General features: G+C 75.2%; 13 protein-coding genes. 10 read left to right on the top strand and 3 right to left on the bottom strand.

Annotated elements, in window-relative coordinates; genetic code table 11:
- Positions 1–237: 237 nt before the first annotated feature.
- Positions 238–609, bottom strand: coding sequence for a helix-turn-helix domain-containing protein (locus OO57_RS25475; protein WP_033254978.1), 372 nt, complete (start codon positions 607–609; stop codon positions 238–240).
- Positions 606–869 carry a thiamine-binding protein gene (locus tag OO57_RS25470; protein ID WP_081973950.1) on the bottom strand — a complete coding sequence of 88 codons (264 nt, stop codon included), beginning with the start codon at positions 867–869 and terminating at the stop codon, positions 606–608. The genes OO57_RS25475 and OO57_RS25470 overlap by 4 nt, the downstream gene beginning before the upstream one ends.
- 195 nt (positions 870–1064) lie before the next feature.
- Between OO57_RS25470 and OO57_RS25465 the strand changes: the two genes are divergently transcribed.
- The 9 genes from OO57_RS25465 to OO57_RS25425 all read left to right on the top strand — a co-directional run bounded on the left by OO57_RS25465 (position 1065) and on the right by OO57_RS25425 (position 11504).
- The gene (locus OO57_RS25465; protein WP_051778234.1) at positions 1065–1910 is read left to right on the top strand and encodes a TIM barrel protein; all 846 of its coding nucleotides are present in this window, start codon (positions 1065–1067) and stop codon (positions 1908–1910) included.
- A 189-nt stretch (positions 1911–2099) separates the two neighbouring features.
- Entirely contained in the window at positions 2100–2987 is an 888-nt protein-coding gene (locus OO57_RS25460; RefSeq protein WP_033254976.1) for a 2-hydroxy-3-oxopropionate reductase, read from the top strand.
- A 345-nt stretch (positions 2988–3332) separates the two neighbouring features.
- Complete coding sequence (locus OO57_RS25455) at positions 3333–4457, top strand: glycerate kinase (protein ID WP_033254975.1); 1125 nt, start codon at positions 3333–3335, stop codon at positions 4455–4457.
- A gap of 112 nt (positions 4458–4569) precedes the next feature.
- Positions 4570–5925, top strand: a complete 1356-nt coding sequence (gene allB / locus OO57_RS25450) for an allantoinase AllB (RefSeq protein WP_033254974.1) — start codon at positions 4570–4572, stop codon at positions 5923–5925.
- A gap of 47 nt (positions 5926–5972) precedes the next feature.
- Positions 5973–7127, top strand: a complete 1155-nt coding sequence (gene alc / locus OO57_RS25445; RefSeq protein WP_033254973.1) for an allantoicase — start codon at positions 5973–5975, stop codon at positions 7125–7127.
- A gap of 48 nt (positions 7128–7175) precedes the next feature.
- Positions 7176–8636: a catalase gene (locus tag OO57_RS25440; protein ID WP_033254972.1), complete on the top strand. Its 1461-nt coding sequence runs from the start codon at positions 7176–7178 to the stop codon at positions 8634–8636.
- Between the two features lie 194 nt (positions 8637–8830).
- On the top strand, positions 8831–9613 hold the full coding sequence (locus OO57_RS25435; RefSeq protein ID WP_234337498.1) for an IclR family transcriptional regulator: 783 nt from the start codon (positions 8831–8833) through the stop codon (positions 9611–9613).
- 61 nt (positions 9614–9674) lie between these two features.
- Positions 9675–10301, top strand: coding sequence for a GNAT family N-acetyltransferase (locus OO57_RS25430; protein WP_033254970.1), 627 nt, complete (start codon positions 9675–9677; stop codon positions 10299–10301).
- Between the two features lie 54 nt (positions 10302–10355).
- Entirely contained in the window at positions 10356–11504 is a 1149-nt protein-coding gene (locus OO57_RS25425; RefSeq protein WP_033254969.1) for a tetratricopeptide repeat protein, read from the top strand.
- A 246-nt stretch (positions 11505–11750) separates the two neighbouring features.
- Here the strand turns inward: OO57_RS25425 and OO57_RS25420 are convergent, their stop codons facing one another.
- Positions 11751–12776 carry an AraC family transcriptional regulator gene (locus OO57_RS25420; protein ID WP_051778237.1) on the bottom strand — a complete coding sequence of 342 codons (1026 nt, stop codon included), beginning with the start codon at positions 12774–12776 and terminating at the stop codon, positions 11751–11753.
- A 257-nt stretch (positions 12777–13033) separates the two neighbouring features.
- Between OO57_RS25420 and OO57_RS41480 the strand changes: the two genes are divergently transcribed.
- The gene (locus OO57_RS41480; protein ID WP_081973949.1) at positions 13034–13447 is read left to right on the top strand and encodes an urea transporter; all 414 of its coding nucleotides are present in this window, start codon (positions 13034–13036) and stop codon (positions 13445–13447) included.
- Positions 13448–13557: the final 110 nt, after the last annotated feature.

The following is a 13557-nucleotide window of genomic DNA, read 5'->3' as shown; positions in this document are numbered from 1 at the left end:
GGCGTCGCGCGCGGTGCGGGAGCCGGCGGAGGGGGAGGGGAGGGCAGGGGGTGGCTGGGTCACGGGTGGACCTCCTGGGGGTTGGTGCCACCCGCACAAGCTAGATCGGCCACCACAGGCCGTCAACACTTTGTTGAACTGTTTGTGCCGACGGAGCACGGCGCCGGGCCCGGAGCCCGGCGCCGTGTGCGATCCACCAAGAGCGGCCCCGCGCGGCGCGGGGGCGGCCCCGGCGGGTCAGCCCTTCTCCTGCCGGTTCAGGTAGTTGTACACGGTGAACCGGCTGACGCCGAGCGCCGACGCGACCGTCTCCACCCCGTGGCGGACGGTGAACGCGCCGCGCTCCTCCAGCAGGGCGACGACCCGCTGCTTGTCCGCGCGGTCCAGCTCGGTCAGCGGTCGCCCGTCGAACTGCCGGACCATCTCCGCCAGCAGCCGGTCCAGCGCGCTGCTCAGGTGCGGCAGCCGCACCGCGACGGCCGGTGCGCCGTCCCACTCCAGCACGACGTCCTCCGCGCGCGCCTCGGACGGCGCGACCGCGGTCGCGCCGACCGCGGCCAGCAGCGGCTCCAGGGCGGCGGCGAGCGGGTGGTCCAGGGCCTCGCTCACTGCGTATCCCCCCCTTCCGGTCCTCCGGGCTCCCCGTCCAGCACGCTGAGCTGGACCGAGATCCGGCTCGCGCCCGCCGCCAGGGTCTCCCGCAGCAGCCGGGTGACGGCGGCCAGTGCCTGCTCGGCGTCGCCCTCGGCGCTGGTGCCGAACGGCCCCACCGACACGGCGAGCCCCGCCTCGTCCACCGCGCGGCGCGCGGCCTTGGCGTGCTCGGGGAACCCGTCCAGTTCGAACGGCTCTGTCGTGAACTCCACCATCAATCGCACCCGCTCACCTTATCGACCCGACCGGCCTGGGGGATCGGACAGCGGGGCCCGGGCGGGCGGCCCGGCGTTCGGCTGCTTCAACAAATTGTTGCGAGTTTCTTGACAGTCCGGGCGGTGGCGGAGAAGCTTCCATCAAGCAGAATTCAACTTCCGCATGGTGGAAGTTTCCCGGTGAGAGCGAGAGAGGTGAACGACGTGACCGCTGCCGCCCAGCACCGCTTCACGGTCAACCTGTCCATCCTGTTCGGCGAACTGCCCCTGCTGGAGCGGCCCGCCGCCGCCGCGGCAGCCGGCTTCACCGCCGCCGAGCTCTGGTGGCCGTTCGGCGAGGAGCACGCCCCCGGGAACGACCAACTCGACGCGCTCGCCGAGGCGTTCGAGACCGCCGGGGTCCAGCTCACCGGCCTCAACCTCCTCGACGACCTCGCCCGCGGCGCCCGCGGCACGCTGTCCGTCCCCGCCGAGAGCGCGCGCTTCCGGGAGAACCTCCCGATCGCCACCGCCCTCGCCGAACGCCTCGGCACCGGCGCGCTCAACGCCCTCTACGGCAACCGCGTCCCCGGCACCGACCCCGCCGAACAGGACGCCCTCGCCCTGGAGAACCTCGCGCTGGCCGCCCGGGCCGCGCACTCGATCGGCGCCGACCTGCTGGTCGAGACCCTCAACGCCGCCGAGTCCCCCGACTACCCGCTGGTCACCGCCGCGGCCGCCGTCGACGTCGTCGACAAGGTCAACGCCGCCACCGGCCTCGGCAACGCCAAGTTCCTCTGCGACCTCTACCACCTCGCCCGCAACGGCGAGGACCCGGCCGCCGTCATCGACGCGCACGCCGACCGGATCGGCCACGTGCAGATCGCCGACACCCCCGGCCGCAACGAACCCGGCACCGGCGAACTCGACTTCGAGCGCCTGTTCGCCCGCCTCACCGCCGCCGGGTACCGGGGCCGCATCGGCCTGGAGTACCGCCCGGCCGGGGGCGTCAGCGCCGAGAGCTTCGACTGGCTCCCGCGCGAGCTGCGCGGCGCGCGCTGAGCCGCTCAGTCGCTGGGCCGCTGGGCGACGGTGTGCTGAGCACCGAGTCGCCGAGCGCCGAGTCGCCGAGTCGCCGAGCACAGAGTCACCGAGTCGCCGAACTGCTGGGCAACGGCGCGCCGAACTGCTGGGCGACGCGAGCCGAGCCCTTCACCCACCGAGACCCTCACACCTAAGGACCCGCACGCGATGAGCCGCAAGATCGCCTTCATCGGCCTCGGCATCATGGGCAAGCCCATGGCCGTCAACCTGGTCCGGGCCGGCCACCACGTCACCGGCTACAACCTCACCCGGGAGCCCATCGACGCCCTGGTCGCCGCGGGCGGCCACGGTGCCGGATCGATCGCCGAGGCCGTCGCCGACGCCGAGGTCGTCATCACCATGGTGCCCGCCGACCCGCAGGTCGAGCAGGCGGTCCTCGGCGAGGACGGCGTCCTGGCGCACGCCGCGCCCGGCGCCCTGGTCATCGACATGTCCAGCATCACCCCGCAGACCTCGATCAAGGTCGACGCCGCCGCGCGGGCCGCGGGCCTGCGCGCCCTGGACGCCCCCGTCTCCGGGGGCGAGGCCGGCGCGGTCGAGGCCGTGCTCTCCATCATGGTCGGCGGCGAGGCGGCCGACTTCGCCGAGGCCAAGCCGCTGTTCGACGCGCTCGGCACCACCGTCGTGCACGTCGGCCCGGCCGGTGCGGGCCAGACCGTCAAGGCCGCGAACCAGCTGATCGTCGCCGTCAACATCCAGGTCCTCGCCGAGGCCGTGGTCTTCCTGGAGAACGCGGGCGTCGACCTCGCCGCCGCGCTCGACGTGCTCGGCGGCGGCCTGGCCGGGTCCACCGTGCTGAACCGCAAGAAGGGCAACATGCTCGCCCGCGAGTTCGCCCCCGGCTTCCGGATCGACCTCCACCACAAGGACATGGGCATCGTCACCGACGCGGCCCGCGCCGTCGGCGCCGCCCTCCCGCTCGGCGCGGTCGCCGCCCAGCTGGTCGCCTCCGCCCGCGCCAACGGCGACGGCTCGCTCGACCACTCCGCGCTGCTGCGCGGCGTCGAGCGGCTCTCCGGCCGCGAGGTCGAGTAACCGACTCCCCCTGGCGGCGCGGACCTGTCCGGTCGTGCCCGCGCCCCCGGGGGGTCCAGACCCCCTCCCCGCCGAGGGGAGCCTCCCGTGCGTCGGAAGCGGGACGGGAGGTCGGCGGGGAGGGAGACTCTTCGGCAGGCGGAGGGGAACGGACCGGGGCCCGGGGAACGGCGGGTCCGAGCTGCTGGTGGTCCGGGCCCGCCGGAGGTCGGTGCTGCTCCGGGCCGGGGCGGAACGGCCCGGAGCCGATGGCACGCACGAGCAGCGAACCGCCAGCAGTCCCGAGCCCGCCGTTCCCCGGGCCCCTGTCCGTCCCCGCTCGTTTCTGCAGAAAGGCCCGGTGTCGTGCGAGGTCATGTGGTCGTTGCCCCCGACAAGTTCAAGGGGTCGCTGGAGGGCGCCGAGGTCGCCGCGCGGATCGCCGCCGGGGTCCGGCGGGCGGTGCCCGGGGTGGAGGTGCGGGAGCTGCCGGTGGCCGACGGCGGGGAGGGGACGCTGGCGGCCGCGCTCGCGGCGGGGTTCTCGCGGGTGGAGGTGAAGGTCGCGGGGCCGACCGGGCTGCCGGTGGTCGCGGGGCTGGCGGTGAAGGGCGGGACCGCGGTGGTGGAGCTGGCGCAGGCCTCGGGCCTGGCCCGGCTGCCGGGGGGCCGGACGGCCCCGCTCGCGGCGGGCTCGTACGGGGTGGGCCAGTTGGTCGCGAAGGCGGTCTCGCTCGGGGCGTCCCGGGTGGTGCTGGGCCTGGGGGGCAGTGCCTGCACCGACGGCGGTGCGGGCATGGTGCAGGCGCTGGGCGCGGAGCTGTACGACGCGGACGGGGCGCCGCTGCCGCCGGGCGGGGCCGCGCTGCGGCGCCTGGCGCGGGTGGAGCCGGGGCCGCTCGCGGAGCGGTTGCGCGGGGTGGAGGTGGTGGTCGCGTGCGACGTGGACAACCCGCTGCTGGGCCCGCGCGGCGCCGCGGCCGTGTACGGCCCGCAGAAGGGCGCGGACGCCGCCGACCTGCTGGTGCTGGAGGAGGGGCTGACCCGCTGGGCGGACGCGGTCGCCGGGCTGGCCGGCCGTGACGTCCGGGGCGCGGCGGGGGCGGGCGCGGCCGGCGGGGTGGGCTTCGCCGCGCTGGCGCTGCTGGGGGCGCGGATGCGCCCGGGCATCGAACTGCTGCTGGAGCTGCTGGGCTTCGAGCGGGCGGTGCGCGGGGCGCGCCTGGTGGTGACCGGCGAGGGCTGCCTGGACGCGCAGACCCTGCACGGGAAGGCCCCGGCGGGGGTGGCCGCGGCGGCCGCGCGGGCCGGGGTGCCGGTGGCGGCGGTGGCCGGGCGGCTGGAGCTGTCGGAGCGGGAGTGGCGGGCGGCGGGTTTCGCCGCGGCACTGGCGCTGGCCGACCTGGTGGCCGATCCGGCGGAGTCGATGGCCCGGGCGGGCGAGCTCGCGGAGCTCGCGGGGGAGCGCCTGGCGGCCGCTCTGCTGGCCTGACGGGCCGTCGGGCCCTCGTACGTTCCTACATTGACGTTTTGTTGAAGGCGGGCCTACGCTCCCCCCACTCCTTCGACCCACCCCCGCTCCCACGACGCTCGGAGGTTCCCTCATGCCCATCGGCGACACCGCGGTGATCCGCTCCCGGCGGGTGCTCCTGCCGGACGGCGAACGCCCCGCCGACGTGCTGGTGCGGGCCGGGAAGATCGAGCAGGTCGCCCCCCACGGCGCACTGCCCGTCGGCGGCCGGCAGCTCACCGACCTCGGCGGGACCGCGCTGCTGCCCGGCCTGGTCGACACCCACGTGCACGTCAACGAGCCCGGCCGCACCGACTGGGAGGGCTTCGCCTCCGCGACGAAGGCCGCCGCGGCGGGCGGCGTCACCACGGTCGTCGACATGCCGCTCAACTCGATCCCGCCGACCACCACCGTCGCGGGCCTCGCCGCCAAGCGCAAGGCCGCCGACGGCCAGGCCTGGGTCGACCTGGGCTTCTGGGGCGGGGCGGTGCCCGGCAACACCGGCGACCTGGAACCGCTGCACCGGGCGGGCGTGTTCGGCTTCAAGTCCTTCCTGGCCCCGTCCGGGGTGGACGAGTTCCCGCACCTGGCCACCCCCGCCGACCTGGAGTCGGCACTCGCCGAGCAGGCCCGGATCGGCGCCCTGGCGATCATCCACGCCGAGGACCCGGCCGTGCTGGCCGCCGCCCCCCAGGTGCCCGGCACCCACTACCGCGACTTCCTGGCCTCCCGCCCGGACGACGCCGAGGCCGCCGCGGTCGCCGCCCTGCTGGCCGCCGCCCGCCGCACCGGCGCCCGGGTGCACGTCCTGCACGTCTCCTCCGCCGCCGTGCTGCCGCTGCTGCGCCGCGCCCGGGCGGACGGCGTCGACGTCACCGCCGAGACCTGCCCGCACTACCTGACCCTGGCCGCCGAGGACGTCCCGGACGGCGACACCGCGTTCAAGTGCTGCCCGCCGATCCGCGACGAGTCCAACCGCGACCTGCTCTGGCAGGCCCTCGCGGACGGCGAGTTCGCCGCCGTGGTCTCCGACCACTCGCCCTCCACCCCCGACCTCAAACTCCTCGCCCGGCACGGCGGCAGCGGCGACTTCGCCGCCGCCTGGGGCGGCATCGCCTCCCTCCAACTGGGCCTGCCCGCCGTCTGGACCGAGGCCCGCCGCCGCGGCCACACCCTGGCCGACGTGGTCCGCTGGATGTCCGCGGGCCCCGCCGCCCTGGTCGGCCTGACCGGCACCAAGGGCGCCATCGCGCCCGGGCACGACGCCGACCTGGTGGCCTTCGACCCGGACGGCGAACTCACCGTCCGCGCCGAACGCCTCCACCACAAGAACCCGGTCACCCCGTACGCGGGCCGCACCCTCACCGGGCTGGTCCGGCGCACCTGGCTGCGCGGGCGGCCCGTCGACCCCGACGGCGCCCCGCACGGCCGCCAGATCGTCCGACCCTGACACCGCAGACACCGCAGACACCGCAACACCGACAGAAGGAGCACCAGTTGAGTACTGACCTGACCGCGGGCGCGCCGTTCACCGAGCTGGTCGACCTGGCCTCCCGGCTGCTCGGCGCGGGCGTGGTCGCCACCAACGAGGACACCTTCGCGGACGCCGAGAACCTGCTGGTCGCCGCACCCGCCGAGTTCCGCCCGCACACCTTCGGCCACAAGGGCCAGATCATGGACGGCTGGGAGTCCCGCCGCCGCCGCGGCGCGAGCGCCGAGCAGCCGCACCCCACCGGGGACGACCACGACTGGGCGGTCGTCCGGCTCGGCGCCGCGGGCCGGATCCGCGGCGTGGTCGTCGACACCGCGCACTTCACCGGCAACTACCCCGAGACCGCGTCCGTGCAGGCCGCGTCCGTACCCGGCCACCCCTCGCCCGAGGAGCTCGCCGCCGCCGAGTGGACCGACCTCGTCCCGCGCACCGCGCTCAAGGGCGACACCGCGCACCTCTTTCCCGTCGACGACCCGGCCCGCTGGACCCACGTCCGCCTGAACATCTGGCCGGACGGCGGCGTCGCCCGGCTGCGGGTGCACGGCGAGGTGCTGCCCGACCCGCGCGACCTGGCCGGCCTCACCTTCGACCTCGCCGCCCAGGAGCACGGCGGCGTCGCCGAGGCCGCCTCCGACCGCTACTTCTCCTCCCCGCACAACCTGAACGCTCCCGGCCGCGCCACCGTCATGGGCGACGGCTGGGAGACCCGGCGTCGGCGCGACAAGGCCAACGACTGGGTGCAGCTGGCCCTGGCCGGGGGCGGCGAGGTCCTGGCGGCGGAGGTGGACACCTCCTGCTTCGTCGCCAACGCCCCCGGCTGGGCCGAACTCGTCGGCACCGACGGCGAGAACGGGACCGAGACCGTCCTGCTGCCGCGCACCCGCCTCCAGCCCGACACCCGCCACCGCTACCGCCTCCCCGCGGGCACCCCGGTCACCCACGTCCGGATCAACGTCTACCCCGACGGCGGCCTCGCCCGCCTGCGCCTCACCGGCCGCCTCACCCCCGCCGGGCAGGACGCCCTCGCGCTGCGCTGGTTCAACGCGATCCCGCTGCGGGAGGCCCGCGCGGCCCTCGCCGCCGCGGGCCTGGCCGCCGACCTCGCCGAGGCCCGCCCGCTCACCGACGCGACGGCCATCCGGCCGCTGTACGCGAACTGACAGCGCGTCCCCCTCCTCCTGTCCCCGCACGCCCGAGAAGGATCACCCATGCCCAGAACCCTCACCACCGAGTCCGGCGCGCCCGTCGCCGACAACCAGCACAGCGCGTCGGCCGGCGCGTACGGCCCGCTGCTGCTGCAGGACCAGCACCTGCTGGAGAAGCTGGCCCGGTTCAACCGGGAGCGGATCCCGGAGCGGGTGGTGCACGCCCGCGGGTCGGGCGCGTACGGGTACTTCGAGGTGACCGACGACGTCTCGCGGTACACCAGGGCGGCGTTCCTCGCGCAGGTCGGCAAGCGCACCGAGGTGTTCCTGCGCTTCTCGACCGTCGCGGGCGCGCTGGGCTCCACCGACGCGGTGCGCGACCCGCGCGGCTTCGCGGTGAAGTTCTACACCGAGCAGGGCAACTACGACCTGGTCGGCAACAACACCCCGGTGTTCTTCATCAAGGACCCGCTGAAGTTCCCGGACTTCATCCACTCGCAGAAGCGAGACCCGTACACCGGCACCCAGGAGGCCGACAACGTCTGGGACTTCTGGGCGCACTCCCCGGCCTCCACGCACCAGATCACCTGGCTGTTCGGCGACCGCGGCATCCCCGCCTCGTACCGGCACATGAACGGCTACGGCTCGCACACCTACCAGTGGGTCAACGCCGAGGGCCGGGCGCACTGGGTGAAGTACCACTTCAAGACCAACCAGGGCGTCCGCTCGCTGGACGCCGCCCAGGCCGCCGAGGCCGCGGGCGGCGACGCCGACAGCCACCAGCGGGACCTGCACCAGGCGATCGAGCGCGGCGTGCACCCGTCCTGGACGCTGTACGTGCAGCTGATGCCGGTCGAGGACGCCGCCGACTACCGGTTCAACCCGTTCGACCTGACCAAGGTGTGGCCGCACGCCGACCACCCGCTGGTCAAGGTCGGCCGGCTGGTGCTCAACCGCAACCCGGAGAACGTGTTCGCCGAGGTCGAGCAGGCCGCGTTCTCGCCGAACAACTTCGTGCCCGGCATCGGCCCCTCGCCCGACAGGATGCTCCAGGGCCGCCTGTTCGCGTACGCCGACGCCCAGCGCTACCGGCTCGGCGTCAACCACACCCAGCTGCCGGTCAACGCCCCGCGCGCGGCCGAGGCGGCCCACTACGGGCAGGACGGCCTCGGCGCGCTGAACCCGAACGGCCGCGAGAAGAACTACGAGCCCAACTCGTACGGCGGCCCGGCCCAGACCGACGAGCCGCTGCACGCCCCGCAGCCGCTCTCCGGCCACACCGGCACCTACCCCGTGCCCGCGCACAGCAAGGACGACGACTTCTTCCAGGCCGGCGAGCTCTACCGGCTGATGACGGACGCCGAGAAGTCCCGCCTGATCGCCAACCTGGCCGGTTCGCTCGCCCGGGTCGGCCGGGACGACGTGGTGGAGAAGAACCTCGCGCACTTCCACGCCGCCGACCCGGAGTACGGCGCCCGCCTGGCCGCGGCCGTCACCGCACTCCGGGAGTCGCACGAGGACTGACCGGCCGTCAGGCGCGCCGACCACCCCGACGGTCGTCCGCGCCCCGAGCCCCGCCCCGCCGGGGCATATGCCTGTCAAGGGCGCCCCGGCCCGCCGGGGCGAATATCCGGTGAGGGGACGGTGCGGCAGCCGTGCAGCGCCTACCCTGGACGGAAGGCAGGACCGGCGCGGGAGGGGGCCAGACCATGTCCGCGGTGAGCAGGGGCAGGGGCCGGAGCGACGGGTTGCTGGGGTCGGGCGGCGGCTCCGGGCCGTTCGGGGTGCTGCGGCGGGCGCTGCGGCTGCTGGAGGCGGTGGACCGCAGGCCGGAGGGGGCCACCCGGGCCGAACTGGCCCGGGAGCTGACCCTGCCGGAGACCCAGGTGCAGCTGTTGGCCGAGGAGTTGGAGACCGAGGGCTACCTCGTCCGGGTGGAGGGCGGCTGGGCGCTCGGCGGCGCGTTCACCCTGCTGGGGACGCAGCATCGGGAGCCGATGGTCCGGGCCCGGTTGCAGCACCGGCTGGAGGAGCTGCGCGACGAGCTCGGCGCGGCCGTCTACTTCAGCCGCTACCACGACGGCGAGCTCTCGGTGGAGGCGGTCTGCGCGGACGAGGACGCCCCCGCCGTGCACGAGTGGGCCGACTTCCGGGCCACCGCGCACGCCTCCGCGATCGGCAAGTGCCTGCTCGCCCAACTCGACCACGACGCCCGCCTCGACCACCTCTCCCGCCACCCGGCCGCCCGGCTCACCGTGCGCACCATCACCGAGACCGACCGCCTGCTGCACCGGCTCGACCGGCAGCCCGCCACCGTCCCCGTCCTGGACCTGCAGGAGTACTCGATGGACACGGTGTGCGCGGCCGTCCCGGTCGTCGCCGGGAGCACCCTCGGCTGCCTGGCCACCTCGCTGCCCCTCGACCAGGCGCACCGGCTGCGCGAGGCCGCCGAACTGCTGTCGGTGCGGGCGGCGCCGCTGATGCTGGCGATGGCGGTCTGACGTGCTCTGACGGGTGATCAATCCGCTTGTCGAACGGGTCGTTCGAAGGAAGGATGCGGGGATGAGCGATCACCCCCGACGGCCCGTCGTCCGCCCCTACCGGCCCACCGACCGGGCCGCGCTGTTCGACATCTGCGTCCGCACGGCCGAGAACGGCGGCGACTCCCGGCAGACCTACCCCGACCACGAACTGCTGCCGAACATCTTCGCCGCCCCGTACGCCGCACTGGAACCGGACCTGGCGTTCGTGCTGGACGACGGCGGCCAGGCCGTCGGCTACGTGCTGGCGACCGCCGACACCCCGGCGTTCGTGCGGCGCTTCCGGGACGAGTGGCTGCCGACCGTCACCGACCGCTACCCGCCGCTGACCGGCGAACCGGCCACCCCCAGCGAGGTGATGGTCCACCTGCTGCACACCCCCGAGCGGATGGTGCTGCCCGAACTCGCCGACTACCCCGCCCACCTGCACATCGACCTGCTCCCCAGCCACCAGCGGGCGGGCCACGGACGGGAGTTGATGCACACCCTGCTCGACGCCCTGGCCGCCAAGGGCGTCGGGCAGGTCCACCTCGGCATGGTCACCGCCAACACCGCCGCCCGCGCCTTCTACGACCGCCTCGGCTTCCACGTCGTCCCCGTCCCCGACCCCGGCCCGCTCACCTACCTGGGCCGCCGCACCACCCGCTGAAACCGCTCCGCTACGATCGCGGCCCACCACGACCGGAAGGACCGCACACCACCGATGGGCCTCTTCACGCGCCGCAGGACCGACCGGGCCGCCGAACTCCTCCAACAGGCGCTACGGGCCGAACAGGACGAGCGGCACGCCGAGGCCGAGCAACTCGCCCGGCAGGCAGCCGAGTCGTACGCCCGGGCGTCCGGCCCCGGCGCCGTTCCCACCGCGGACGCCCTGGTGGCGGTCGGCCGCGCCCTGCACGCGCAGGGCCGGACCGAGCAGGCCGAGCGCGAACTGCGCGCCGCCCTGGACACCCCCGCCCTGCAAGCCGACGGTGAGGTGCTGCTGCGCAGCGGGCTCGCCAAGCTGCTGCGCGACGAGGGGCGCTACCAGGAGGCGGTCGAGGAGATCGCGCGGGCCCTGGCGCTCGACGCCTCGCTCGCCCCGTCACTGATCGCCCGCAAGGCGAACGCCACCGTGCTGGCCGACCTGGGGCGGCACCGGGAGGCCGCCGAGCAGTACGCCGCCCTCGGGACCGCCGCCCGCCGCGAGGGCTGGGAGTTCGCGCTGGTGGTCGAGAGCAACCGGCTGGCCCAACTCGCCTACCTCGGCGAGCACGAGGCGGTCGAGCGCGGGGCGGCCCGGCTCAAGGCGGAGTCCGTCCGGGCGCCCGAGCCCGCCGCCACCCTGACCCGGACCTCGGCCGACAACAGCCTGGCGGTCAGCCTCTCCCTGCGGGGACGGCACGCCGACGCCGAGGACCTGCTGCGCAGGGGGCTGGCAGCCGGCCCGGCGGGCGGCTCGTTCGAAGCGATCCTGCGCGTCAACCTCTCCCGCGCGCTGCTCGGCCAGGGCCGCACCGAGGAGTCCCGCACCGAACTGGACGCCGCCCGGGCCGTCGCCGAGCGCCTGCCCGCGCTGCCCGACGCGGACCGCTCCGCGCTCGACCTGGCCACCGCCCGGCAGCACCTCGCCGAGGGCGACCCCGCCGCCGCCGAACGGGCCGCCCGCGCGGGCCTCGCCCTGTGCCCGCCCGGCGACCGCCCCACCCACCGGGCCCTGGAACTGCGCACCGCCCTCGGCACCGCCGAAGCCCGGCAGGGCCGCGGCGAGCGGACGCTCGCCGCCGCGGTCGCCGACTGGGAGGCGCACTTCGGGGCCGACCACCACGGTGCGACCGCCGCCCGGGCCGCGTCGGCGGCCCCGGCGGGCTGAACGCGCGCGCCCGGGCAGCGAGAAGCGGCCCGTCCGCCGGATCGGGGGCGATCCGGCGGACGGGCCCGCACCGTTCGACGTGTCCCCTCTGCCACCGGCGGATCCCCCTGGGCGGCTGTCACGTCGACCGCGAGGCGCCCCGAGCGGCCAGGGCCTCCTTCGCGTGGATCACGTTAGCCAACCGCGGGGGCCGCGCCTTGGCGGTGCGTGCACAGCGTCTTGGCGCTGCGTCCACCCCGGGCCCGCTCAGCCCTCCGCGGAGGGCTGCGGCGCCTCGCCCAGCGCCTGCCTGCGGTGGTCGCGCGGGGAGAGCCCGTACGCGGCGCGGAAGGCCCGGCTGAAGTCGTCGGGGCGCGGGATGCCGCAGCGGGCGGCCAGGACGTGGATGGGGGTGCCGCGCTGCGCCGGGTCGGCGAGGTCGCGGTGGGCCTGCTCCAGGCGCCGGCGGCGGGTCCAGGCGGCGACGGTCTCGCCGCCGCTCTCCTCGGTGAACACCCGGTGCAGGTAGCTGACCGAGATGTGGTGCGCCGCGGCGATCACCCCGGGCGTCAGCTCGGTGTCGTGCAGGTTGCGCCGCACGAAGGCCCGGACGTTCTCGACCAGGGCGCGCCGCCGGGTCTCCGGCGACAGCAGGGCGGTCATCTCCACCTCCTCGGTCAGCCAGGCGGACACCAGGTCGACGACGACCGGGCCGAGCCGGCTCACCGCGGCCGGGCCCAGGGACACGGCCTGCCGGTTCAGGCTCAGCAGGAAGTCGGGTATCAGCGCGGCCGTCCCCTCCTGCGGCCGGTAGCCGCGTCCGAGCAGGGGGCGCAACTGGTGCGGCGGCACCGGCAGCAGCGAGGTCGGGAAGTCGATGCCGAGGGCGTTGATTTGGGGCGACTCCGCCCCTTCGAGCGGCGCCCCGAGGGCCCGCAGGTGGTACGGGCGGGAGCTGTCGAGCAGGGTGATGTCGCCGGGCACGGCGGTGAAGTCGGCCTCGTGCGGCCGGACCAGGTTCAGCCGGCCGTGCAGCATCAGGGTGAGGTGGAAGACCGCCGGGTCGGAGCGGCGCACCTGGGCGTCGGTGCGCTTGAACTGGGCGGCCGGGAAGGACGTCCCGAGGAAGGTCACCGGGCCGAGTTCCAGCCGCCGCAGTTCGGCCGAGAACCGGTCGGTGTACGGGGTGCTGGCGTCGCAGCTCCGGGTCAGCGCGATCAGGTCCCGCCAGGTCTCGAAGCGCTCCTCCGATCTCCTCTTCCGCTCCAGGACGTCCTGCTTCGTCGCGGTCATGATCCGTTCCACTTCCCTCATTCGTGCCGTACGGCCCCCCGACGGCCCGTCAAGCATTTCAGGTGGTGGAGCGCACCGGGACGCCGGACCCGGCAGCACCCGCCCCCGTCCGCCCCCGCTCCCACCACGGCCTTCACCGCGGCCTTCACCACGGCCTCCATCCGAACCCGCTGATCCTGTGACACCCCTGGAGGGACCTTGGCGCACACCACCGCACCGGGCGACCGCGAACCCCTGGCCTATCTCTCGCGGCCGCGCTGCGCGGCGTCGGCCAGGTCGGCCTGCAACCGCAGCTGCTCACCGGGGCGTTCGTCCTCGCCAGGCTGTGGGCGGCGGGCCGGGAAGTCGGCCTGTCCGCCACCCTCGGCACGCTGGTCTCCACCACCGCGGCGTACGCGTTCGGCGTCGACCGCGGCTCCGTCGCGCTCGGCCTGCAGGGCTACTCGGGCTGCCTCACCGGCATCGCCCTGATCGGCTCGCTCGGCGGCCACCTCGCCGCGTACGTCCGCACCGTCGTCGGCTGCGTGTTGTGCACCGTCCTGACCGCCGCGCTCACCGCGCTGCTCGCCCCCCTCGGCGGCCGTACCCTCACCTGGCCGTTCGTCCTCACCACCTGGGCGCTGCTGGCCGCTGTCCCGCACCTGCCCTGGTTGCGGGCCGCCGCCGCCTGAGGCGGGCCCCGGGAATGCGAAAGGCAGGGAGCGCGCGCTCTCCTGCCGTTATCAAACTTATACCGCAGAGGGGGCCTTGCCGCAAGGCCCCCTCGATGCCGCACAATCGC

Source organism: Kitasatospora phosalacinea (genome assembly GCF_000717185.1).
GTDB lineage: Bacteria > Actinomycetota > Actinomycetes > Streptomycetales > Streptomycetaceae > Kitasatospora > Kitasatospora phosalacinea_A.
The sequence above is the reverse complement of the archived record's forward strand: the minus strand, read 5'-3'. Positions and strand labels throughout refer to the sequence as shown.